We start from the raw sequence: 24,463 nt of genomic DNA, 5'->3' as shown, positions 1-24,463 counted from the left end.
TATCATAAAAAAAAAGAGCCGACGAGCGGCTCACATAAAGATTGGAACTTCTGCAGACGGATCATATGTATAGATACCACGGCCTACTTTTTTAATCGCAGGGTTTGCTTGTTCGACCTTCGCCATCAACTGATAGATGTTGCTGATCTGGTGACGGTAACGTAATTCGAGTTCCATCTGAATGTCACGTGCTGACATCGACTCGCGTTCGCGCATCAAGTCACTGATCTGGTGGACATACACTTCCAGCGGGTAACGTTGATTGACACGACGTTGTTTTAATGGACGTTCTTGTGTCACAGCGATTTCTTTTGCTGAGTCGCCGGTTCCGCGGCTCAGTTCCGCGATTAAGTATTCTGCGCGTCGTTGCAAACGACGATATTCCTCTTCGATTTCCATCAGCTCTCGGTAGATGTGTTCACTCGTTCCCATTTGTTGACCTACTTTCCTAAATTAAACATAAATATTTCAATTATGTTTCAATTGTATGTTTTTTGAAATATAGTTCACTACATTTTGCCTCTTTAATATATAATTTTATTATATATTTAATTATTCTGTAATATTTTTATCTCATTGGGTAGCAGTTAACTACACTTCATATTAACAGAAAGGAGCTAGAACGGAACATATAAATTATAAATTAAACTATTTCAAAAGCACTTAATTGACTATATAAGGTTTTATACGTATTCATTTTACTTAAAAGGAGACTGGAAATTTAATGGACAAATTAACTAAAATCCTGACCTCAGCGTTAGTACTTTTGCTTCTGATCACCGTCGTGTTTCCGTCCTCATTAGTATCGGCTGCAACTGGAGTAACGTTTACGAAAACGACGTATAAAACAACCGATTTGTTAAATCTACGTTCAGCAGACTCCGTTTCCTCAAAAAAATTGACATCGATTCCGAAAAACACAGCCATCACGTCCAACTACCGTGCTGGTGATTGGTATCGCGTCACGTACAGTGGAAAGACGGGTTATGTTCTCGGTCAATACTTAACTAAAGTCGTTTCGGGCACGACATTTACGAAAACGACATATCAGACGACTGATGCGTTATCGTTACGTCAAGCTGCCTCGACGACATCAACACGGCTGTTGATGATTCCGGTTAAGACGTCGATCGATTCTAGTTTCCGTGATGGCAACTGGTATCGCGTCACGTATAAAAACAAAACAGGTTTCGTCTCTGGCTCCTACTTAAAAAAAGTGACCGCTGCTCCTACCACTGCTTATACGACGACGGAACGGCTGAACTTACGTAGTGCGCCGACGACTTCCGGCACGTTACTGATGACGATCCCAAGCAATCAGGTCGTCCAATCGTTGTCCATTAGCTCAAACTGGCATAAAGTCACGTATGGCGGGAAAACAGGTTATGTCATGGGAACCTATTTGAAAAAAGGAACGGCTTCCCCGACTGCGACACCTGCCGGCAAAGCCGACTACACTGGTGCGAAGATGTATGTCCTGATTGATTCCGGAAGCACAGTCGCCCTGCGTTCTGCCGCTTCCGTCTTGAGTGGACAAACTGCACGACTCGGACGGGGAACACCGCTCGTCGTGACGAATAGTCTCCATAAAACGCGTGGTTTCGTCGCCGTCCAAACGGCAGATGGTCGTCGTGGTTATGTAGAAGCGACGTATTTGACCCTCTTCCAACCAAACACCTCCAACCGTCCGCTGATCGTCCTCGATCCGGGTCACGGCGGGTATGATCCTGGTGCCGTCCGATTCGGACTAGCAGAACGTGACATCGTCTTAGCCGTTGCGCGCCAAGTCGCAGGTCTCCTTGAAGGAAAAGTCGATTTGACGTTAACACGGTATACGAATGATTATTATCCTACATTAGGAGACCGGAGTGCGATGTCAAATGCACTTTCGACATCCCGTTTCGTCAGTATCCACATCAATGCTTCTTCTGCAGTAAGTGCGTCAGGTGCGGAAAGCTTTTATTACAAAGGATCGACTTCGATTCAACTCGCACAAGCCATCCAGCAACGACTGACGAGTTATGCCGGCATGAAGAACCGGAATGTACACTTCGCCAATTATGCCGTCATTCGCGGCACTCAAGCCCCGGCAGTCTTAGCAGAACTTGGATTCTTGTCAAACAGTGCAGATCGTGCGAAACTCGCAAGTCCGGCTTATCAAACACGTTATGCCCAAGCGATTGCAGATGGGATTCTCGCTACACTTTGATCAAATGAAGTAAGTCAAAAAGCCCTGATTCCTCGCCCGGAATCAGGGCTTTTTGGCATGACAAAAGGACCGCTCAGGGAAGCGGTCCTTTTGTACTCACATGAAAAGAGATCAATCAGATAAAACAATCCACCATCAGGGAATGGTTGATTTTCATTAGCGACTAGCTAGAATTTGCTCAAGGGAAAGCAAATCCGTCGAATCGACACGATAGTCTGCCTCATGTAACGTCGTTTCCGGTCCGACTCCAACAGCATACATGCCTGCTGCCTGAATCGCCGTAATACCTGCGGCTGCATCTTCTACACCGATACAACGTTCAGGTGCGACGTCAAGCGCTTCAGCTGCCCGTAAAAACACTTCAGGGTGTGGTTTTGACTGGGCAACGGTCGCTGCATCGACGATATCATCAAAATAGTGTCGGACTCCAAGTGCCTCAACGACGGTCAACGCATTTTTAGAAGCCGACGCCATTCCGATCTTCAAGCCAGCAGCACGGATTTCATCAAGGAACGCAATGATTCCCGGTAAGAGATCCTGTTCTGAGATATGTTGGATCAACGTGACGTAATGATCATTCTTTTTCGTTGCGAGCGTTATCTTCTCTTGCTCCGTGAAAGCATCTTGCTTTCCGCCAAGTGTTAAAATCCGCTCGAGCGAATCAGTTCGACTGACGCCTTTTAGTGTTTCATTGAAATCCCGGTCGAACGGAATGTCCAGTTCCTCACCTAGTTGTTTCCAAGCCAGATAATGATACTCGGCTGTATCGGTTATTACGCCGTCTAAGTCAAAAATGACCGCTTCAATCGTTGGTGCCATCCGACATCCATCCTTTCATCCATCGTACATGAAAGACAAGAAATCGAATGATTTGCGCAAACGATTGCACTTGCCTCAAGAATTATTTTACCTGTTCCCTCACTTCTTTGCAAGCGTTATCAAAAAAACAACTTAAAAAGCAGACTCCTTTCAATAGAAAGCGTTTTCATATTCAAGGGAATGTTTTACTTTTTTCGTTCTTTACTATTCGTTTTACAATTTTTAACTGTTATAATAAAAACGAGTCTGATAGTCGAACTGAAGGAGTGACCAACTATGTTTCAGCGTGTTAAACAATTAATAGATGAACAGAGTCGTAGAATGCGGCGTTACGAAAAAACCGTTTTATTAATTAACAGCTTAGAAGCAGAAATGGAACAAAAAACGGATGAAGAATTACGACGTTTGACACAATCCTTAAAAGACCGTCTTCAAGCCGGTGAAAAAATCGAAACCATCACGGTGACTGCCTTCGCGCTTGTCCGGGAAGCGAGTAAACGGACGCTCGGATTACGTCATTATGATGTCCAGTTAATCGGTGGGCTGTCGCTTCTTTCAGGACATATCGCGGAAATGGCGACGGGTGAAGGAAAAACGTTAGTCGCTTCGCTCGCAAGCTTCACACAGGCCTTACATGGACAAGGTGTCCACGTCATCACAGTCAATGAATACCTGGCCAGACGTGATGCCGAGCAAATCGGTCAGATTCACCGCTTTTTAGGTTTGACGGTCGGTATCAATTCTGCTGACTTATCTTTTGAAGAAAAACAACACGCGTATGCGTCTGACATTACATATGGTGTCGGGACAGAATTCGGATTCGATTATCTCCGTGATCATCTCATCATGCGGCCAGACGATCGCCTGCAACGTCCACTTCGCTTCGCCTTGATTGACGAAGTCGACAGCGTCTTAATTGACGAAGCGAAAACGCCCCTCATCATGGCAGAACGCGATACGGTTCATGAAGGGTTGCAACAGCTCGTCCGCCACGTCATCCAAGACTTTATCGAAGACGCAGATTATACGTTTGATGAAGAGGTCAAAGCGGTTGCCCTGACCGATCAAGGCATCGAAACGATTGAACAGGTTTTTGGTATCGATCAGCTGTTTGCCGCTGAACATGCTGTTTTGTTTCATTATGTCATCCAGGCACTCCGGGCTCATGTCGTCTTACAACGTGATGTCGATTATATCGTCAAGGATGATAAGATTGCCCTCGTCGATCTGTTCACCGGGCGTCTCATGGAAGGGCGCAGTTTGTCTGACGGTCTCCATCAGGCACTTGAGGCGAAGGAACAAGTCAGTGTGACGGAAGAAAATCGGACGACGGCCCAAATTACGATCCAGCATTATTTCCGCCTGTATCACCATGTCTCCGGTATGACAGGGACTGCTGCGACTTCGCGTGATGAATTTTTGAAGACCTACCGGATGGACGTCGTCTCGATTCCACCAAACCGTCCTAAAATCCGCGTCGACGAACCAGATGTCCTGTTCTTGACCAGTTCTGAAAAATATACGGCAATCGCCAGAGCGACAGAAACGGCACATGCGACCGGACAACCGGTCCTTATCGGAACGACATCGATCGAACAGTCTTTGAAGGTTGCGCATGTTCTCGACGAACGACAGATCCCTTACGAAATTTTGAACGCCAAAACGGTTGATCAAGAAATACGGATCATCGAATCCGCCGGACGACAGGGACGGGTGACGATCGCAACGAACATGGCCGGTCGTGGAACCGATATCCTGCTCGATGATACGGCAAAAGCAAAAGGCGGTCTGTTTGTGATCGGGACAGAGCGACATGAATCCGTCCGGATCGATAATCAGTTGCGTGGCCGGGCCGGGCGTCAAGGTGATCCCGGGCGGACCCGCTTCTATCTTTCGCTAGAAGATGATCTGCCCCGGCGTTTCGCACGCGATCGCCTGATTCGCGTAAAAAAGAAGCTGGGATCAGTCACAGGACCCATCAGCGCGAAAGAAGCCCAACAATTGATGGCGTTTGCGCAAGAGACATGCGAATCCGTCAACCGGAGTGTCCGCGACGATCTTGTCCAACTCGAAGAAGTCATCAGCGAACAACGTCTTGCCATCTATCGCCTGCGTAATCAAATCGTTGACTCGACGACACTGGATCAGTTCGTCCGACCATTTGCGGCTCGGACGATTCATTTGTACCTCGAACATCATTTGACAGACGAACTGGTCCCGGAAGAATGGCCGATTGATTTACTGAAAACGGAACTGGAACAACTCCTTCATCAACCGATCACACTCGTCTTAGCTGATACGATCGATGGCGTCAAACAACAACTCGAACCGTTGATCGACTCCGTCGAACAACAGATGACAGTCCACTTAGCCGAACAGGAAGAAGCGGCGCGACGTTTCATGTTGCTTGTACTGGATGAACAATGGACAAGCCATCTGACAGCGATGAACTCGTTGAAAGAAGGAATCCACCTACGTAGTTATGGGCAGGAACAACCCGTCCGGATCTTTGAACGAGAAGGCATGGATTATTTCCGGTATGCCATCTTAAGTTTTGAAAAACACGTCGTTTCTGGACTTTGCCGTTCGGAAGAGACGTCTACACCAGGAGGACTGATTCATGCAACCGTCGACTGATTCGTTATTGATTCAACCTGCTCTTTACTTCACCGAGGATATGCCGATCGTCAAGGAAGACGAATATGTCTTTCGTTATGCCTTGAATCAGTTACCGAAGCTTGGACCTGGTCAGCTCGCGATCCATTTGTTTCAAGTCTTACAGACGGAACCGTTACAGCTGATTGCTCTGTTCCAGAATACGCTCGAGCAACATTTCCAGCTCAATGACTTGGTTGTCCTTGTATTGTCGGGTGATCAGCTCGTCGCTCGGAAAACGTTCACGATTGAGGAAGTACCGGTACTTCTTCCGAAAGCGACATTACCGCTTTGGCTCGATTTTTCAGAGGAAGAGCAGTTCGTCGATTTGTCGACATTGGATGCTCCGCTCCAACTCGTCTTCTCGAATGAGCAGTTAACTGATCTCGTGATTGATGATTCGTTCACCGCTCCGGAGCAGCGTTTGATTCGACAAATTGCTTTCTCTCATCCTGCGCCGCCGACAGATGGCTGGTCGCTGTTGCCGGTCTCACTCTTCAAACGTGAACAGACCGTCGATGCCATCGTCCTAGTCCGTAATCCAAGTGAACAGTCGATTGAGCTCGATCCACTCGACTTTGAATTAACCTGCGGCGATCAAACCGTTTCAACCACTCAGCATGAAGCTGTCACGGTCTCTGCCAAAAGCGAACGCGCCATCCGGTTCGTCTTTGACTACACGGCAAAAGTAACGGATTCACTCGCGTTACGTTATCTTCCTTAATCGTTTCTTCAAAAAAATGGACTTCTCGTCAGTGACGAAAAGTCCATTTTTGATTATCCTTTTAATAAACCGATGACACGGACGTTGATTGCTTTTGGTTGGAACGCCAACATGTTTTCCATGTCTTGCGCAATCCGTTCCTGTACTTTACCGGCCGTTTTGATGATCGACATCCCATATTTGATATGCACCGACAGACTGACTGTGATCGCACCGTCGACATCTTCGACTTTCACGAGTTTGACCATCTGTTTTTCCTGTAATTTTGAATCGTCCTGTGTAAAGGCAATCCCTTCTGTTTCCTGAACTGCTACTCCAGCAATGACTTCAATGACTTGCTGAGACACGTTTACGACACCATCCGCGTTATTTAAGTTATATGACATACTATCCACGCCCTTCATCAATTAATCGCTCTACTTTAAATTGTATAGCATTTAACCTTTTTTTGAAAGGTCTTGTCGTTCTTCGACGATTGGCCGAATATCAATCTCGATCAACGGCCGTAAGATTCGAACGACGAGCGGATGAATGATCAGACCGACAATCAATAACGCGACACCGGTGACAATCAACATTGCGAGCCACGGCTGCGGCACAAATGCCTCTGTCACGTATTGCCGCCACGCCATGACGAAGAAGACGTGAAGCAGATAGACATACAAACTGAGTTCGCCGGCGCGTGTCACGAGCGGCAGACGACGCATCGGCACAAGCATCATGAATCCAAGTGACGCCGTAATCGAGAGAAAATAGATCACGCCGTGTTTTAAGACACCGATCCAGGCATCACTGTCGTACTGGACAACATACGGGAAGCGATGTTTGAAAGCATTGGCGAGGGCGACGATTTCTTGAGGCGTATCCCGCCACGCCTCATATAGAAGAAAACCGACGACACTCGCAAACGCCAGTCCGCCGATCAATCGCACGTTCATTCGCCGCTTAAAGTTTTTCGGCATTTCAAAGATGCGAATGAATTCATGTTCCGACAAGTAGTTCCCTAAGAGGAAGTAAGGGTAAAACATGATTAATTTCCGTAAAGCTAAAAATCCTGTGTTTTCTAGCTCAAAGCCATACAACAGGGCAAAGGCTAGACCAAACCAGACATACCCGCGCAGATGAACGACGTACGGTGTGACGATGTACCAGACGACCATGACGAATAAATACCAGAGTGCCCAGTACGGACGTAAAAGATGGGTTCCGATATTTTCTCCAGACAGGATGGGCAATCCTTCATTAAACGTCGCCCACGAACCGATCAGGATTTGCCAGACACAATAGACGGCAAAGAGTTGGATCACCCGTAAATATTTATTTTCACGGAAGAAGTAACCACTTAAAATAATAAATAATGGCATGTGGAACGAATAGATGATTAAATATACTGTTTCGAGTAATTTCCCATCGTAATCAAACCGTAGATCCGTCAGCATATGACCAATCACAACGAAAATGACAAGAAATCCTTTGATGTTGTCAAACCATGGATTTCGATTCATGTTACACTACCCCTTATACTCCCTCGAAAGGAACGATTGTTTTATGAAAAAATCACTAATCATTCTATCGGTCGTCGTAAACGTCGTCCTCCTTGCCCTCTTACTAGGACGAAAGCCCATCGAGTTATTCGAATCCGCCTTTCCTGCAACGAGTACGCAACCCGTGACGACATTCCAATACACAAAAAATCCGAACTATGTCCGTCTGAATAGTCTTTTCCATACTTATCAATACCCAAAATCACCGAATGCTGTCATGTTAGGTGATTCGATGACTAATTTTGGTGACTGGCGGATCCTGTTAGATGATCCGACGATCGTCAATTTCGGGATTCCGGGTGATACGACGGAAGGATTTTTAACTCGGCTTGATCTGATTGTCGAGATGAAACCAAAACGTGTTTTCTTAATGGGAGGCATCAATGACATCCGCCATTTCACGCCGATTCCAATAATTACGGAAAACATGACGACCATCGTGACGACACTCCGAAAAAATAACATCGATGTCGTCATTCAGTCAACGTTACCTGTCGCTCCTAAATATTCCGATTCCGTTCGTGTCAATCGGGAAGTCGAAGCCTTGAATCGGAATCTCGAACAGCTCGCAAAATCAGTCGACATGCCGTTCGTCGACTTACGACCAACCTTGACCAACCAACAAGGTTATCTTCAGAACCGGATGACCTACGATGGTCTACATCTGGTTGGTGGTGGCTACTTGCGCTGGAGTGATGCCTTGAAGCCGTTTGCTGAACATCTCCAAATCACAGAAAATAAATAGCGGTTCTCCTGGCGTCCGCGATCGTTCTCGTCGTCAGTATCCTGTACAGTTTCTACCGGACAAAAAAAGACACATCATCCGACTGCTAATCTGACAAGTGGCTGAAAAAAGGGAGGTTCCGCAACCGGAACCTCCCTTTTTCTGACGTCCATGCAGAACATGAACCTTTGTTGTTTGTTCAGTCTTCTTGGTTTTTGACACCCATGTACGCGGCGATGCTTGATGCTGAGAATACAGCGATTGCGACGATACCGACTGAAATCCATACGACTTGATCCATCTTTTCTCCCCCTTGTATGTAACCGTTCACTTTCTTTTTTTAGCGTACACGAAATTCGTCAAGAAAGAAACACATTTTCCATGTCTAACGACTAGACGTTTCGGGAAAAAGTAACTATAGTAGAGGGACAACTATAAATTGTCAGAAAATTCGATTATTTAACAAGGAGGTGATTCTGATGGCTACCCCAATTCTAAAACCACGACTTATAGTGCGGCAACGAAGTACAGTCAACTTTGGCTATTGGCTCGTCATCGGTCTCATTGCATGGACGATGCTCAGTTTCATGACCGGACTTCGTGATACCCTTTCGAACCTTCCCTTCTATGAAAGTGTACCGCTTGCTCTATCCGTCATCTTGATCACAGGGATCGTATTGAAAATGGCTCGGGATGAATGGTGGATTCGCTATCTCGATCGTCAAACTCAGTTTTACATCGGTCATGACACGGTTTTGACCTGGTGTCTCATCATCGATAGCATGTGGTTGATCCGTAAACCGATGCGCCGTGAACTCCGTCACCTCTATAAACACATCACACAAACCAAAACATCCCAAGAAGCGATCGAAACGCTTGCCAACCAACTTGTCGAACGTGGTGTCCTCATCGTCTATTCTCGTCCAAAAAGTGATCATCCTGCTTAACTCAAAAAGGCATGGGATTCAGGACACCCTCTCCTGAATCCCATGCCTTTTGCGTGCCATTACTGTTTAGCCAACCAGTTTGTTGCCGCCTCGATTGTCGGCATGACGAGCTGGTGACCATGATGGGACCAAGTCACGTCAACGTCTGCGCCGGCCTGTTCGAGTAGTCGAGTCAGCTCCTCTGTTTCTGAAGCCGGACAAATTGGATCATTCGATCCAGCTCCGATGAAAATTCGGACTTGTGCGGAATCCGGTAAAGCCACGCCACGTCGTGGGACCATCGGATGAAGCAGGATCGCCTGTTCAAACAACCGTTTTTCGAACATCATGTTCGCCGCGATGTTCGCTCCGTTCGAATAACCGACTGGTATGAGTTGATTGACGGAAAAACCATGCGTTTCACTTGATTCATGTAAAAAGGCGATGAGTCGTTCTGTCCGGAGCGCAAGATCTGCTTCGTCAAACACACCTTCTGCCAATCGTTTAAAGAAGCGTGGCATTCCGTTTTCCGTCACCTCGCCCCGGACCGACAGATAGCCGGCTTCCGGATGTAATAGTGAAACGAGCCCAATCAAATCCTGCTCCGTCCCGCCTGTGCCGTGTAACAAAAGAAAAATTGGTGCGCCCGGTTGTTTCGCTGGTTCAAATAGATGAATCATACAAGTCTCCCCTTTGGTAGTGTGATTGGTGCGACATGTCCTTCAATCGTCGCCCGGTGTGCTTCGAATTGCTCTGGTAACTTCAAATCTTCTCCCAGTGCTTCAAACGCTTCATCGACGGCAAAACCAGGGGTATCGGTTGCGATTTCATGCAAAATCCGACCCCGATCATGGAAGTAAATCGATGTGAAGTAATGGCGGTCTTTGACTTCTGTCGTCATCAGACCAAATGCATTGATTTGTTTCATCCAATCGAGTTGATCCGCCTGGTCGTTCGAGCGCCACGCGATATGGTGAACGGTTCCTGCTCCCGGTCGTCCGACAGGGACATTCGTGTGTAAAACGTCAACCGTGTTTCCAAATTCACCGGCCGCTGCGTATCGGTCCATCGTTTCCGATCGTTTCGCAAGCGTCAATCCGAATGCTTCCGTCAAAAGACGTGCCGTATCCGTTGGATCGTGCGACAGCAAAGTCGCTCCGGCAAACCCTTTGATGGCGACGTCGGTAGAAATCCCGTCGATTTCAAAACGGCTGTTTGGTCCCTCGGTTCGTTCGACCAGTTCGATTTGTAAGCCATGCGGATCCTTGAAGAACAATTGCTTTTCTCCAAACCGTTCAGCTTCTTCAAACATGACATCTTTTGCGGTCAAGCGGTTTTTCCAAAAATCGTAGGCACCGGCTGGAATCGCATAGGCTGTCGTCCCGACTTGACCGGCACCGACTTTCCCTTGCTGAATCCCTTCAAACGGGAAAAAGGTGATGATCGTCCCCGGTGCCCCGGACTGATTGCCAAAATAAAAATGATACGTCCCCGGATCATCAAAGTTGACGGTTTTTTTTACGAAACGTAACCCGAGTATCGTTCCGTAAAAATCAAGATTTTCCTGTGGATTGCCGACCATTGCTGTAATATGATGAATCCCTTTTGTTTTCATGAGTATTTTCTCCCCTTCATTCTACCTTATAACAAAATAATAGTAACTAATTTACTAAAAGTAAACAGATATGCTTGATTGATTTCTTTCTTTGGAACCTTTACCCATTTCCTTCGTAGAAGTATTAGGAAACGAAACGTGACACGTACGACCTATCTTGATGAAGGAGGACTGATCCCTATGCTAGAAATTAAACAGATCACGAAACGATTTGGAGCATTCACGGCCGTTGACGAACTGTCCTTTGAAGTGCCGGAAGGACAAATTTTTGGTTTGCTGGGAGCGAACGGTGCCGGTAAGACGACGACGTTCCGGATGTTACTTGGTTTGCTGAAACCGACGGAAGGTTCGATCACGTGGAAAGGACAACCGATTCCGCTCTCAAAGATTGGTTACCTCCCAGAAGAACGTGGATTGTATCCGAAAATCCGCGTCGATGAGCAGTTGATTTTTTTAGCCGAATTACGCGACATGAAACGAAAAGATGCCAAGCAGTCTTTGCAGGAGTGGCTGAACTACTTTCAGATTCCACAGTATGAAAAGATGCGGGTCGAACAACTATCAAAAGGGAATCAACAAAAAATTCAATTGATTTCCGCCGTCCTACATAAACCCGACTTATTGATTTTAGATGAACCGTTCAGCGGACTGGATCCGGTCAATGTTGAACAGTTAAAGAAGGCCGTCCGTAAATTGACGGCAGAAGGCACGACAATCGTCTTCTCGAGCCACCGGATGGATCATGTCGAAGAATTATGTGAGCATGTTGCGATCCTCGACCATGGAAAACCGGTCGTCGCGGGCTATCTCCCCGATATCAAAGCGGGCTACGGGAAGACACGTGTCTTACTGACGACAGATGCCCCTCCGCTGTTATGGGATGCGCTTCCTGGGATTCTTCAAGTCGAATCAGACGGAACCGGCCATAGCTTACAAGTCGAATCAAAAGAAGCCGCCGATTCATTGTTACGTCATTTGATCACGGAAGGATTCCGCGTCGAACGATTCGTCTGGGATCAGTTATCACTACAAGATATCTTCATCGAGGAGGTCGGAAAACGTTATGAACCATAAATTCTTCACCTTGTATCGTTTCAGTCTGTTTCAAAAATTGCGGGCTAAAAGTTTTCTGATCTCGACTGTCCTGATGATCGTTTTTCTCGTCGGCTTCAGCAATATCGAACGGATCATCGACTGGTTCTCCGGTGATGATCCGAAAATCGCCGTCGTCAGTACACTTGACACCAACATACTCCCCGTTTTAAAGCAAGTCGGTATCAAAACCGCTATTACCGAAAAAGACTACACGCAAAAGCAGGCACGACAAGTCGTCGACAAAGGTAGTTATGATGCGGTCGCTTTATTGTCCGATGACCCGTATCGTGTCACACTGATTAGTGCCAGTCCGGAACAAGAACTGCAGACACAGCTATCGACGGCCTTAAAACAAGTCCGCGATCAGAACATCATCACGGAGGCAGATGTCGATCCCGCTTTACTCGCGTCTCTCGCCGAACCAATCGAAGTCAAACAAGAATTGACCTCAACGGGTGGGAAAAATGAAGATGAGTTGTTTGCCGCTTCGGCTCTCGTTTATGTTTTGCTCTTTTTGATGTACTTCACGATTGCGATTTATGGTGGGATGATCGTCACGGAAATCGCGAATGAAAAATCATCACGGGTCATGGAACTATTGATTTCAGCGGCCAGTCCGATTCAGCACATGCTTGCGAAAATCACGTCAATCGCAACCGTCAGTCTCATTCAGCTGTCGTTACTCGTCGGCGTCGGTTACTACAGTGCACAAAGCAGCAGTCTGTTTGACGAGCTATCGCTGGATTCACTAAGCGTCAAGACGATTGCCTACTTGTTCGTCTTTTTCCTGCTTGGTTATCTGCTGTATGCGACGTTGCTCGCTGCACTGGGTTCACTCGTCAGTCGGGTCGAGGATGCTCAACAGGTGACGTTACCCGTCATCATGTTGATTGTCGCAGCGTTCACCGTCTCCATCTTCAGCCTGAATGCACCGACGAATCAAGCGGTCGTCGTCTTATCGTTTGTCCCGTTCTTTACCCCGATGCTGATGTTCTTACGGGTCATGCTGACGGAAGTCCCGGTCTGGCAAGTTGCCTTATCACTCGTCTTGATGGGAGTCAGCATCGCTCTTGCACTCTTCGTCGGAACAAAGTTCTACCGCGGTGGCGTTTTATTCTACGGATCAAATCCATTAAAACAATTACGCCGTATTTTAGGTGGTCGCCAGTAGTGGTTTACAAGACGAACCGTTTCCGCTATCGTTAGGTGAGAAAAAGCCTTGAGGAGGAACTACGTTATGCGGTCTCGTTTTTGGGCAGCGATTTTGTTTACAGCTGCCGCCATCGTCTCGTCCCTTGTCATGTTCACGAAATTCCCGCAAGCAAGTGAGACATGGAAACTCGTCCTCGCCTACGGAGGGACGACATTTATCGTCAGTCTGTTTTATTGGTCCCTCGTCACTCTCCGAGTCCAGTCTTCACGTCTATACGGAAGCTGGATCGGTGTTTTTATTGGTGGGACGACGGTCTTGCTCGTCTGTGTCGCTCGTTTTCTGATTCGAGGAGACTTCATGATGATTTTCAAATGGCAGGCGATGCTCGGTAGCCTCACCTTGAACTTCGGTTATGTCGGTTGGGTCTTGATCATTGCTAACGCCATCATCGGTTTCCTGATCGGACGGACACGACAACAAGGACGCCGTGCACCACGTCCTGCGCCACACCGTTAATTGATCATCCATCAAAAAACGCCGTCTCTTCTTTAAGAGATGGCGTTTTTCGTTCGGTCATTTCCGGTGATAGCGGGCACGATTACTCGATTGACTGAACTTCGTATAATAGGCGGTTTCCGGGACATCGAGTCCTTCCGTCAGACGGTCGAGGTACTCATCGAGTTGGAGCATCGTCGGTAGCTTATCTGTAAACAATTCAAACGTCTCGGTCGCTTCTTCACGCTTCAATTCCCCTGCTTCCATGACAGCTTCGACAAGCTCATGGAAAATCCGTTGCTCCGTCGCACTCATCGTCTGTTCGATTCGCTTGACGTCTTCGTCATACATGAGGTCAAATAAACGCATCCGTTCCTCAAGCTGCTGTTCGATCATCGTCTCGTCCTGCCCCATCGTCTGCTCGTAAGCTAATCGCATCTCTTCCAACGGCGTTTTTTCTTGCATGACGAACTTCAAGGACTCTCCGGTCCAGATATGCCGTGCCAAATAGCTTGAATCAATATGCAACGCTTCCGCCAACGATTCGATATACGCTTTTGTCGGATATACTTCGCTTAATTCGGTGCGTCGAATGAAATAAGACGCGACACCTAGATTTTTTGCCAACTGATCAATCGAGATACCGGCTCGTTCTCGTAAGATACGGATGCGGTCACCGTATCCCCGGTAAGGTGAATGGTCGAGCATGTTACCCCTCCTCGCTATGCTTTTATCATACCCTTGAATCAGGTATCGGATACATCGAACTTTCGCACGATTTTTTAAGCAGATGACGTGGATAACGCACCCACAACGGCAAGATGCTGATCAAGTAACAAAACGTGACGATACCAATCCAAATCAAGGAGAGGGGCAGAAACGGTCCGAGGTCCAGACCTCCTTCAGACAAGATCACCTGAAACAGTAACCAGGCGTGAAAAATCGAGATCAGGTACGGGACCATCAACACTGCTCCATACTTGACGAGCAGAAAGGTTCGAATACTGCGTTTGCTGAAGCCAAGGGCAAACAACGTTTTCAACCGTTTCTGTTCCTTCTCTGCCGTCATCTGCATCCACACATGCAGGAAACTTGCATTGATGACGAATAACCAGACAGTCAATAAGATGACGACGAATGAGACGAGACGGACAATCCGGATGCCATCCAGTTCATCTTCCGTTTCATTGATCAGTTGGTACGGTGCCTTTGCCTTTTTGGCCATGTCGGATTTGGATTGAATGTTGCGAACGATCGACATCCACTTCTCCCAACGTTTTGTTCCGTAGTCCATATAGGAAGGTGTATCAAATACATGGATGGTCGCAAGCGGACGCTTGATACGCGCAAAGTCGCTGTCACTGACGACAAACAAGGTCTCGATCCGGTCGTTGTATCCGAACAACAGACCATGATCCGAAGCCCTCGTTAAAGCGTAACCTGCCTGCTTCATCTCCGCTTGTGCTTGCTTCATCGTCGGTGTGACTTCCTTGACCTGGACCGGTCGAGCCGGAACCATGAACGCCTGTCCACTCGTCAAGGGGCGCCGTTCATATCCGAGATGCCGCATCAATTGGTTGTAATCCGATAATGGCATCACATAGCGCGTGTTAAAGGATTTTAAGCTGACGGCTTGTTGGTATTTATCCGGGAACGTCTCGGTCATCGTCTGCTGGATCGTTTCAAGCCGCTTCGACGGTTTTGTCGATTCTTCATAATAAACGAGACCAAACTGGTTTTTCGATGATACATCAAAACCGATGAGTTGAAACACAAAGACAAGCCCCACCGCCGTCAACGCGCACGACGTCAAAATCGTCCCGAGCGCTACCAGCGTACTGTTCGTCCGTAGTTGGACCGCAATCTCGGAGACGATTAATTTACGTAACGACAAACGCCGGGGGCGATATAGTTTCAACAGTGTTGGAATGACATGCCGGCAGAAAAAAAAGGAGCCGACGAAAATGACGAACGGAAAAACGAACAAAAAGTTGCCCTGCCGCGTCAATGCCAGGAAATAACCGTAAAACAGCATGAGTACGCCCAATACCTGAACGGTCAGACTCAGGCGGACCCGAAAACGTGAATGGGTCCGGACGGGACGATCGGGTCGAAACCGATAAATCGCGAGGAAGGTCGCGATCAATAGGGCAAGTAACGCCCCCGCAATCAAGACCAAAAAGGAGGTGATTGAAATCTCAATCGTCAACCGTGGGAGAAACATGACTTTTTCGATCGATAGTAACATCAATTTCGTCAACACGACACCAAGCGTGATTCCGGCCGTAATCGCCAAGCCACCGACAATCAAAATCTCAATCAGGAAGTATTTTAAGAAATGCGAAAATCCACTGCCGAGTGTCCGCATGATCCGTAAATCATTTTTCCGATGCTCAAGCATCGTGTAGGTCGTCGAATAGATAAATAGAATACTAAAAAATAAGATGATGACTTCTGCGATAAAAACAAAAAACATCGTCAATTCAATGACTTGATTGAGTTGACTTAAGACTTTCGCGATATTTTGAAAAGATTCACTCACGACGAGATTCCAATAACTTGTCGCAATCGTCATCGCAACGATGATGGTCAGCGCATAGCCATAATACAGACGTTGATAGCGTTTGATATTACGTAGGGCGTATTGCAGATAAGTGATGTTCATCCCCTCCTAATAGTGAAAGCGATTCGATGACACGCTGAAAGAAGACACGACGTGGTTCATCCCGGAACAACTCCGTCTGAATACTCCCGTCTTTTAAGAACAGGACATGGTTACAATAAGACGCAACTGTCGGATCATGGGTGACGATGACCATCGTCATCCCGGATGCATTTAACTCTGCCAACAACTCCATGACGTGTTTCGTCGCCTGAAAATCAAGCGCTCCCGTCGGCTCATCCGCGAGCATCAAGCGAGGGGCATGGATCAAGGCGCGACCAATCGCGGTCCGTTGTCGTTGACCTCCGGAGACTTCATCGACCTGCTTATCGAGCAACTCGTCAATCTGTAATCGCTTCGCGAGATGCTGCATTTCTTCTCGTGCTTCTTTCGTTTTTTTCGAACCGAGCATGAGCGGGACAAGCATGTTTTCAGCAACCGTCAACGAGTCGAGCAAGTTAAACTCCTGAAAGATGATGCCAAGCGTCTCCCGCCGAAATCGTGTCGTTTCTTTTCGTTTGAACGTCGCTGTATCAATGCCTTCGATCAAAATCGAGCCCCAGCTCGGTTGATCAAGCGTCGCCAGCAAGTTGATCAAGGTCGACTTCCCACTACCAGATGGTCCCATGACGGCGACCATCTCCCCTTCCTCGACCCGAAAATTGATGTCGGTCAACGGCTGTTCCGTCACTTTTCCGGGATACACTTTCCCTAACTGCTTGACTTCAATCATCCTGCTTCCCTCCTACGAGTTTTAAACGACACACTGTTCCGACCCCTTCCGTACTCTCCAGTTCAATCATATGTCCGAGCTTTAAACAGACTTGGCTCACGAAGTAAAGTCCCATTCCGGTTGACTCTCCATACCGTCGACCGTTTTCACCGGTAAAGAAGGCATTGAAGACACGCGGCAAATCCCGCTTCGGTATCCCGACCCCATCATCTTCAATCGTCATGATGACCTGTCCCCCCTGCTCGAACGCCCGGATGACGACCTCCCGTCCATGACCTGCCGTATATTTGACGGCATTCGTGATCAGCTGGAGCAATAAGAAGCGAAACCATTTGGCATCTGTATACACATATAAATCAGGTGAAAGCTCAAGCTTCGGAAAAACCTGATTTTTGACGAACAGTCGTTTTTCTTGATTGATGATCCCCGTCACTAATGTCCGAAGATTCAACTGTTCCGCCTTCAGATCCGTTTCGATCGCTTCAAGTCGTGAGGAATACAACATCTGATCAAGTCCAATCCGCATCCGGTCCACCTCATGACGTAAATCGGTCTGAAACTGTTCTCCCGGGTGTTCGAGAATCAATTCAATGACCGAAAGCGGCGTCTTCATCTGATGGATCCATTGATCGACATACCGGTGCCGTTCCTTTTCCTTACGTCGTTCTGCAAAAAGACTGTTCCGAAAAACAGTCTGCTGGCGTTCTAAAAACTGTTCGACGGCAGCCGCAAGCGGTTCATCACTATCCCCCCGGATCGGTTCTGCGACTGAATGAATAGGTGTCTGGAGACGTTTGAGTAACGGCAACATACTAAAAAACCGATAACTCAAATAGATGATGAGCGCGATGCCATTTAAAAGTGCGATATAAAAAAACGCTGCCGGTCGATACAAATCGTATAACCATAAAATAATGAATAATGCCACCATCTGTCCGCTAAAAAAGAGAATCCCCGGAATCGTATGTCTAAGAAAAAGCTTCATTTGTCCAAGACCAGTTTGTACCCGACTCCACGGACGGTCTCGAGACCACCGATTCCGATTTCGGTGAGACGTTTTCGAACGCGGGTGATGTTGACGTTTAACGTATTTTCATCAACAAACGCTTCGTCATCCCAAATCCGTTCCAACAAGTCGCCCCGGCTGACGATCCGTGGACTCGCCGTCAACAACATTTCTAAGATCAGTCCTTCTTTCTTCGACAGCTCGATCGACCGCTCCTCATGTTCGACGATATAGCGATCTAGATACAGGGTAATCCCCGCTTTGTTGACCGTTCGTTCGTCACTTTCATTGGACAACGTCCCGTAAGCCCGCCGAATCTGACTTTTGATCTTCGCGATGACGACGGCTCCTTGAAACGGTTTGACGATATAATCATCCGCCCCATATTCAAGTGCCATGACTTGATCCATTTCACCGACACGCGCTGAGATGAACAAAATCGGGGCACGTGTCTTCATCCGGAGTTGGCGGCACCAATAAAACCCGTCAAACTTCGGCAAGTTGACATCAAGTAAGATGACATCCGGCTGTGTTTCCTCGAACCGGGCGACGACATCCCCAAGCCCGTCCTCATGTACCACCTTAAAATCGTACCGTTCCAACAGCTCCTTTAACAACAAGGCAATCTGTTGATCGTCTTCTACTAATAAAATTGTTTCCATCAGAGAATTCAGCTCCTTCTTCCTCCATGATACCGGACAAAAAATGGACTGGAAACGATTATTCGTTTCCCGTCCATTGGAATCACATGACAATCTGACGATACGCTCGAACGGTGATCCAGTAATACATTAGATAAACGACCGTATAGCAACCGATTGCAAGCGACATCGGTAAGACCAGATTATAGTTCAGTAATTTTTGTAAAACTTGCATCGCAAACAGACTGTGGATGAGCCCCAGCAGATACGGTAAAGAGAACATGAACCCGACCAGCCGGCGAATGATCCCGGTCTGCTCTTGTTCATCGACCCCGATCTTTTGAATGATTGCAAATCGTTGTTTCGATTCTTCTGCTTCCGCAAGCATCTTAAAGTAGATGATGGATCCGGTCGCCAGTAAAAAGACCAGTCCGAGGAAACCGGCGGCAAAGGCGAGCAGTCCCGTCGTCGCCGTCGTCATGGCATAGACGGGATAATACGCTGCCATGTCTGTCTCTGCTTGTTTACCATACAGCTGTTCCAATCGTTGGATCAATCCATCATCCGAACGTTCGTCGGAGAACTGGTAGTTCGTCAGCATCTCTGCTTGTTCCGGGATCATCGCAAAGGCATCATCGGAAACGGCAAAGGCCAGACGTTTTTTCGCATAGAGTTGAGTGAGTGGTAAATTCGTCGCACCGGTAATTCGAAAGGAACTATGATCATCTTTAATCGTGACACCCATCGGGGATCGGACGGTCTCTTTCAATAGATCGTTCCCCTTAAACGTCTCAAGGACAATCGCTTCATCTGAATCCGGTTCTGCCAACACGTTTTTTCCAGTACTCTTCGCTAACTTCTCATAATCGGAATAACTGATATAGCTGAACTGACCTTTTTCCCCATCAAATCCAAACGTCTGATACGATGTCGTCAACGATAATGGATTTGGTAATTCTTCAAGCGAGTGTGTGACGTTCTTGACGTTGACCATTGTCCGCGACTCGATCGTCTGATTCGACTCTCGAATCAACTTTTCCGCTGCTTGTTGTTGACTCGCAATCGAAAGGCTGTATGGCATCTGTTCTTCGACTGTCTGATCAATGTAATAGTAGATGGACGTCGCCGTTCCGACCGTCGTCAACGTGACCGCCGTGATGACGGTAATCGTCGATAACATGACCGCATTGGATTTGATCCGTGATACCAGTTGTCCATGTAAAATCAAATTTGTGCCTTGGTAATGCCGGAGACGCTTGCTGAGTAGACGCAATAAAAAAATCGTGAAGTAACTCATCGTCCCAAACGTCCCGACAATGATACACACCATTAAAATCGGTGCGACGAGCGTAAAGTGTTCGAGCAGCGGTTTTCCGGTCAGATAGTAGCCAACAGCAATCAAGGTCACGGATAACACGGCAAGTACCGGATGGACTTTTGGAATCGTTTCGACCTGTTGTTTCGCTTGAAACAGCTCAATCAACGTAAACCGGTAAATCGTCCGCGCTGATCGGAGTGCGATCAGCAGGAAAATCGTTAAAAAGACAAGAATCGTCTGACCGATTGCATCGGCATTCATCGAAAAATCGGCTTGAATGTTCATGCCCATGACGTACGCGAGCAGCTGGACAAAATATTTCGAGGCGATCGTTCCGAACAACACACCGATCAACAGACCGATGATGCCGTATCCCATCGTTTCAAGAAACATCAATTTGGCAATTTGCTGGCGTTCTAAACCAAGCAAGGCATAGAGTCCAATTTCTTGTTTCCGGCGTCGTAGGAAAAAGTCACTCGAGTACCAGATGAATATGGCTGAGAAAAGCGCCAGAATCACACTAGATCCCGTGAAGACCGTCCCTAATTTTTCGTATGATTCATTAGCTTGCAACATGGCTTCATTGGATCGAATCGCTAAAAACGTATAATAGATTAAGATCGCAAACGTCACGGCACCGAGATACATCATATTTTGACGAATGTTCTTTAAATTACGGAACGCTAACTTAAACAAGTTCACGTGCAGCACCTCCAAGTTCCCGTTGCACTTCCATGATTTGCTCAAAAAATTCCTTCCGGGTCCCGAACTGATGAATTTCCCGGAACAACTCCCCGTCCTTGACGAACAGGACCCGCTCCGCATATGACGCCGTCATCGGATCATGCGTCACCATCAAGATCGTCGCTCCCTGCTCGTTCAACCGGACCATCGCTTCAAGCAATCCCGTGGCCGACTTTGAGTCGAGTGCCCCGGTCGGCTCATCCGCTAAGATCAGCGACGGCTGATGAACGATTGCTCTTGCTGCTGCCGTCCGTTGTTTTTGTCCACCGGATAGTTCGACCGGTCGTTTTTTCAACAAGTCACTAATACCCAACTCCTGTGCTACACTGGTCACCCGTGCCAGGATATCTGTTTTCGGGAGCTGTTGGAGGGCAAGCGGCAAGGCAATATTTTCTTCGACCGTCATGGTATCGAGGAGATTAAAATCTTGAAAGATGAACCCAAGCTGTTCTCGTCGAAAACGTGCCAATTGTTTTTCCCGCATCCCGGTCACGTCTTCCCCATTGATATGAATCGTCCCGTCCGTCGGCTGATCGATCGTTGATAAAAGATTCAACAATGTTGACTTTCCGGCACCCGATGGTCCCATGATGCTGACGAATTCGGATTGATGAATCGTTAGCGTCGTCGGATGAAGTGCCTCGTGCCGGGCATTTTTCGTTTGGTAGACTTTCGTAATCTGTTCTGCATGTAAGATGGATTTCATGTGATGGTTCCTCCCGTATTGTTCGTGTTACCACTAGTGTAACGGGAGTACGTCCCTTACAAGAATCGGCTAGACTTTCATTCATCTTACAAAACAGTAAGCTCGGGACGGAGACGACAAAAAAGCTCCTTCGTCTAGGACGAGGGAGCCGGTCAGTTGCGTGATGGATTATTTATGTGTTGCTTTGAAAAGTTCTGTTTCGCCTGCGACAACAGATGTGCCTTCAGCCGGTACAGCAGAAAGTGTAAATTGATCATGATTCGTCACGATGATTGGTGTAATCGTTGACGGTGCATTCGCACGGATGAAGTCGAGGTCGAACTCAACGAGGACGTCGCCTGCTTTGACTTTATCGCCTGATTGAACGTGTGCTGTGAAACCTTCACCTTTTAGGTTAACCGTGTCTAGTCCAACGTGAATCAACAATTCAAGACCGTCTTCACCTTTAAGACCAATGGCGTGTTTCGTCGGGAAGATCGTTTCGACTGTTGCGTTGATCGGTGAAACAACTTTACCTTCTGTTGGCTCGATTGCAATTCCGTCACCCATCATTTTTTGTGAGAAGACTTGATCTGGTACGTTCTCGATGCTGACGATTTTACCTGTAAGAGGAGAAGCGATTTTTGTGTTCCCTGCGTCATTACCACCAAACAATTTTTTAAAGAATCCCATGATACTATCCCTCTACTTTCTCGATCGTTGTCTTCCTGAAGAAGATCCGATTTTTTTATAGGAGCCAGTTCAATACGAACTCGCTCACGTTCTCACAAAAAGCATACGTTTGTAACTCTGGTTTTGCAAGTATTTTTGTGTGATAATAGTTAGAAATCACAAGGAGGCGCTTACATGTTAACATTTTCAGAACTTACATATGTCCGTCCTGACCTAAACGTCCTTGAAACTTCTATGCATGCCGCAATCAATCGGTTGCATGAAGCAACAGACATCGATACGGCAAACAATGCCATCACTGAGATTAATACCCTTAGAAATCAATTTGAAACTGCCAGCCAGTTGGTCGAGATTCGCCATACGATCGATACACGCGACAGTTTTTATGAAACGGAGCAGGGATTCTTTGATGAAGCCGGTCCCGTCTACCAAGGATATGTATCAAGTTATTACCAAACCTTGACGGCTCATTCACTCCGCCCCTCACTCGAGTCAACGTGGGGCAAACAACTCTTTTTACTCGCGGAAGCAAGTCTGAAGACATTTTCGGATGAAATCATTCCTAAGCTCCAGGAAGAAAATCGTTTGGCAAGTGAATATACGAAACTGATGTCTTCTGCTCAAATCGAATTTGATGGCAAAATCTTGAACTTGTCTCAATTCGGTCCTTACTTACAGTCGCCTGACCGTGATGTTCGAAAAGCAGCATCAGAAGCCCGCTATGGCTATTTAAAAGAGCACGGTGACGCGATTGACACGATTTACGACAAACTCGTTCATGTCCGGACCGACATCGCGAAGACACTTGGTTTCCCGTCGTTCGTCGAACTCGGTTACGCCCGGATGTTGCGTGTCGACTACGATCAATCGATGGTCGAAAACTACCGTGAGCAAATTCTCGAGACGATTGTCCCGATCGCCACCTCTCTAAAAGAACGCCAGCAACAACGAATTGGTGTCGATTCCCTTTATTATTACGATGAAGGGTTTGCTTTCAAATCCGGAAATGCGACACCTCAAGGGGAAGAAGCGTTCATCATCGAAGGTGGCAAGAAGATGTACCGCGACATGTCCCCGGAGACAAATGAGTTCTTCGAGTACATGATCGAGCGTGGCGCACTCGACTTGACGGCTAAACCAGGTAAAGCGGGCGGCGGATACTGTACGTACATTGCCGACGAAAAACTTCCGTTCATCTTCTCGAATTTTAATGGGACAGCTGGCGATATCGACGTCTTGACGCACGAAGTCGGACATGCGTTCCAAGTCTATGAGAGCCGTCACTTCACAGTGCCGGAATATGGTTTCCCGACCTATGAAGCATGTGAGATTCATTCAATGTCGATGGAATACTTTGCGTATCCGTGGATGGAAGAGTTTTTCGGTGACCAGACTTCTAAATACAAATTCAGTCACCTCGCAGGCGGCGTCACCTTCTTACCATACGGTGTCGCAATCGATGAGTTCCAACACGTCATCTACAGCCAGCCGGAATTAACATCTGCCGAGCGTCGTGCGGCATGGCGTTCGATTGAAAAAAAATACTTGCCACACCGCAATTATGAAGAAAATGATTACCTCGATTCAGGTGCCTGGTGGCATCAGCAAGGGCATGTCTTCGGAAGTCCGTTCTATTATATCGATTACACGCTCGCTCAAGTTTGTGCCTTCCAGTTCTATGCCTGGATGGAGCAAGACCGCGAAGCAGCCTGGAAGTCGTACCTCGCACTCTGTAAAGCGGGTGGCTCAGAAAGTTTCCTCACGCTCGTCGAACGTGCCGGGTTGAAATCACCATTTGCTCCTGGAACGGTCAGCGCAGCCGTTGCACCAATCAAGGCGTACTTGGCGGAAACGGATGATCTCGCACTCGATCGTGTTTGATTGATTTACAGGCAAGACTTCCAGTTTCTGCAGGAGTCTTCTTCTTGCCTGTTTCTCAATCATCATACTCGGATGCTTAAAGTAAAAAAACAAAAAACCGAAACGATCTGTTCCTTCTTGATGAACTGAACCCTGAATGGT

General features: G+C 47.3%; 23 protein-coding genes. 9 read left to right on the top strand and 14 right to left on the bottom strand.

Going from position 1 to position 24,463, the window contains the following annotated elements; translation table 11 throughout:
* Positions 1-30: 30 nt before the first annotated feature.
* Positions 31-432 (bottom strand): Rok-like winged helix domain-containing protein, encoded by a 402-nt coding sequence (locus BLD48_RS07100; protein ID WP_014971241.1) that lies wholly within the window; start codon positions 430-432, stop codon positions 31-33.
* Positions 433-724: 292 nt separating this feature from the next.
* On the opposite strand from BLD48_RS07100, the gene BLD48_RS07095 reads away from it, so the two are divergent.
* On the top strand, positions 725-2,209 hold the full coding sequence (locus BLD48_RS07095) for an N-acetylmuramoyl-L-alanine amidase (RefSeq protein WP_071499593.1): 1,485 nt from the start codon (positions 725-727) through the stop codon (positions 2,207-2,209).
* Between the two features lie 156 nt (positions 2,210-2,365).
* Here the strand turns inward: BLD48_RS07095 and pgmB are convergent, their stop codons facing one another.
* Positions 2,366-3,028, bottom strand: coding sequence for a beta-phosphoglucomutase (gene pgmB, locus BLD48_RS07090; RefSeq protein ID WP_071499592.1), 663 nt, complete (start codon positions 3,026-3,028; stop codon positions 2,366-2,368).
* Positions 3,029-3,304: 276 nt separating this feature from the next.
* Between pgmB and secA the strand changes: the two genes are divergently transcribed.
* Together secA and BLD48_RS07080 are read left to right on the top strand one after the other, a co-directional pair.
* The gene (gene secA / locus BLD48_RS07085) at positions 3,305-5,665 is read left to right on the top strand and encodes a preprotein translocase subunit SecA (RefSeq protein ID WP_071499591.1); all 2,361 of its coding nucleotides are present in this window, start codon (positions 3,305-3,307) and stop codon (positions 5,663-5,665) included.
* On the top strand, positions 5,649-6,407 hold the full coding sequence (locus tag BLD48_RS07080; protein ID WP_071499590.1) for an SLAP domain-containing protein: 759 nt from the start codon (positions 5,649-5,651) through the stop codon (positions 6,405-6,407). Before secA ends, BLD48_RS07080 begins: the two co-directional genes overlap by 17 nt.
* 53 nt (positions 6,408-6,460) lie before the next feature.
* Here BLD48_RS07080 and BLD48_RS07075 read toward each other — a convergent pair whose 3' ends face one another.
* Both BLD48_RS07075 and BLD48_RS07070 read right to left on the bottom strand, forming a co-directional pair.
* Positions 6,461-6,793 (bottom strand): Asp23/Gls24 family envelope stress response protein, encoded by a 333-nt coding sequence (locus tag BLD48_RS07075; RefSeq protein WP_235188816.1) that lies wholly within the window; start codon positions 6,791-6,793, stop codon positions 6,461-6,463.
* Between the two features lie 51 nt (positions 6,794-6,844).
* Positions 6,845-7,912, bottom strand: coding sequence for an acyltransferase family protein (locus tag BLD48_RS07070; protein ID WP_071499588.1), 1,068 nt, complete (start codon positions 7,910-7,912; stop codon positions 6,845-6,847).
* Between the two features lie 43 nt (positions 7,913-7,955).
* On the opposite strand from BLD48_RS07070, the gene BLD48_RS07065 reads away from it, so the two are divergent.
* Positions 7,956-8,696 carry an SGNH/GDSL hydrolase family protein gene (locus BLD48_RS07065; RefSeq protein WP_071499587.1) on the top strand — a complete coding sequence of 247 codons (741 nt, stop codon included), beginning with the start codon at positions 7,956-7,958 and terminating at the stop codon, positions 8,694-8,696.
* Positions 8,697-9,154: 458 nt separating this feature from the next.
* The gene (locus tag BLD48_RS07060; protein WP_071499586.1) at positions 9,155-9,622 is read left to right on the top strand and encodes a hypothetical protein; all 468 of its coding nucleotides are present in this window, start codon (positions 9,155-9,157) and stop codon (positions 9,620-9,622) included.
* A 59-nt stretch (positions 9,623-9,681) separates the two neighbouring features.
* On the opposite strand, the gene BLD48_RS07055 is transcribed toward BLD48_RS07060, so the two are convergent.
* Positions 9,682-10,281, bottom strand: coding sequence for an alpha/beta hydrolase (locus BLD48_RS07055; protein WP_071499585.1), 600 nt, complete (start codon positions 10,279-10,281; stop codon positions 9,682-9,684).
* On the bottom strand, positions 10,278-11,216 hold the full coding sequence (locus tag BLD48_RS07050) for a ring-cleaving dioxygenase (protein WP_071499584.1): 939 nt from the start codon (positions 11,214-11,216) through the stop codon (positions 10,278-10,280). The genes BLD48_RS07055 and BLD48_RS07050 overlap by 4 nt, the downstream gene beginning before the upstream one ends.
* 180 nt (positions 11,217-11,396) lie before the next feature.
* On the opposite strand from BLD48_RS07050, the gene BLD48_RS07045 reads away from it, so the two are divergent.
* From BLD48_RS07045 to BLD48_RS07035, 3 genes are all read left to right on the top strand, one after another.
* Positions 11,397-12,290 carry an ABC transporter ATP-binding protein gene (locus BLD48_RS07045; protein ID WP_071499583.1) on the top strand — a complete coding sequence of 298 codons (894 nt, stop codon included), beginning with the start codon at positions 11,397-11,399 and terminating at the stop codon, positions 12,288-12,290.
* Positions 12,280-13,482 carry an ABC transporter permease gene (locus tag BLD48_RS07040; RefSeq protein ID WP_071499582.1) on the top strand — a complete coding sequence of 401 codons (1,203 nt, stop codon included), beginning with the start codon at positions 12,280-12,282 and terminating at the stop codon, positions 13,480-13,482. Before BLD48_RS07045 ends, BLD48_RS07040 begins: the two co-directional genes overlap by 11 nt.
* A 66-nt stretch (positions 13,483-13,548) precedes the next feature.
* Positions 13,549-13,980 carry a hypothetical protein gene (locus BLD48_RS07035; RefSeq protein ID WP_071499581.1) on the top strand — a complete coding sequence of 144 codons (432 nt, stop codon included), beginning with the start codon at positions 13,549-13,551 and terminating at the stop codon, positions 13,978-13,980.
* A gap of 57 nt (positions 13,981-14,037) precedes the next feature.
* Here the strand turns inward: BLD48_RS07035 and BLD48_RS07030 are convergent, their stop codons facing one another.
* The 8 genes from BLD48_RS07030 to BLD48_RS06995 form a co-directional block, all read right to left on the bottom strand.
* Positions 14,038-14,667 (bottom strand): helix-turn-helix domain-containing protein, encoded by a 630-nt coding sequence (locus BLD48_RS07030; protein ID WP_071499580.1) that lies wholly within the window; start codon positions 14,665-14,667, stop codon positions 14,038-14,040.
* Between the two features lie 25 nt (positions 14,668-14,692).
* On the bottom strand, positions 14,693-16,624 hold the full coding sequence (locus BLD48_RS07025; RefSeq protein WP_083412265.1) for an FtsX-like permease family protein: 1,932 nt from the start codon (positions 16,622-16,624) through the stop codon (positions 14,693-14,695).
* A complete protein-coding gene (locus BLD48_RS07020) occupies positions 16,590-17,354 on the bottom strand; it encodes an ABC transporter ATP-binding protein (RefSeq protein ID WP_014971257.1) in 765 nt (254 codons plus the stop codon). Before BLD48_RS07020 ends, BLD48_RS07025 begins: the two co-directional genes overlap by 35 nt.
* Positions 17,347-18,285 (bottom strand): sensor histidine kinase, encoded by a 939-nt coding sequence (locus BLD48_RS07015; RefSeq protein ID WP_236629963.1) that lies wholly within the window; start codon positions 18,283-18,285, stop codon positions 17,347-17,349. Before BLD48_RS07015 ends, BLD48_RS07020 begins: the two co-directional genes overlap by 8 nt.
* A 50-nt stretch (positions 18,286-18,335) precedes the next feature.
* Positions 18,336-19,022, bottom strand: coding sequence for a response regulator transcription factor (locus BLD48_RS07010; RefSeq protein ID WP_071499578.1), 687 nt, complete (start codon positions 19,020-19,022; stop codon positions 18,336-18,338).
* 82 nt (positions 19,023-19,104) lie between these two features.
* Positions 19,105-21,021: an ABC transporter permease gene (locus BLD48_RS07005; RefSeq protein ID WP_071499577.1), complete on the bottom strand. Its 1,917-nt coding sequence runs from the start codon at positions 21,019-21,021 to the stop codon at positions 19,105-19,107.
* Entirely contained in the window at positions 21,008-21,769 is a 762-nt protein-coding gene (locus BLD48_RS07000) for an ABC transporter ATP-binding protein (protein ID WP_071499576.1), read from the bottom strand. Before BLD48_RS07000 ends, BLD48_RS07005 begins: the two co-directional genes overlap by 14 nt.
* 168 nt (positions 21,770-21,937) lie before the next feature.
* Positions 21,938-22,441 carry a PTS sugar transporter subunit IIA gene (locus tag BLD48_RS06995; protein WP_014971262.1) on the bottom strand — a complete coding sequence of 168 codons (504 nt, stop codon included), beginning with the start codon at positions 22,439-22,441 and terminating at the stop codon, positions 21,938-21,940.
* Between the two features lie 174 nt (positions 22,442-22,615).
* Between BLD48_RS06995 and BLD48_RS06990 the strand changes: the two genes are divergently transcribed.
* Positions 22,616-24,322 carry a M3 family oligoendopeptidase gene (locus BLD48_RS06990; protein ID WP_071499575.1) on the top strand — a complete coding sequence of 569 codons (1,707 nt, stop codon included), beginning with the start codon at positions 22,616-22,618 and terminating at the stop codon, positions 24,320-24,322.
* Positions 24,323-24,463: the final 141 nt, after the last annotated feature.

The organism is Exiguobacterium sp. KRL4, assembly GCF_001870785.1.
GTDB lineage: Bacteria > Bacillota > Bacilli > Exiguobacteriales > Exiguobacteriaceae > Exiguobacterium_A.
The sequence above is the reverse complement of the archived record's forward strand: the minus strand, read 5'-3'. Positions and strand labels throughout refer to the sequence as shown.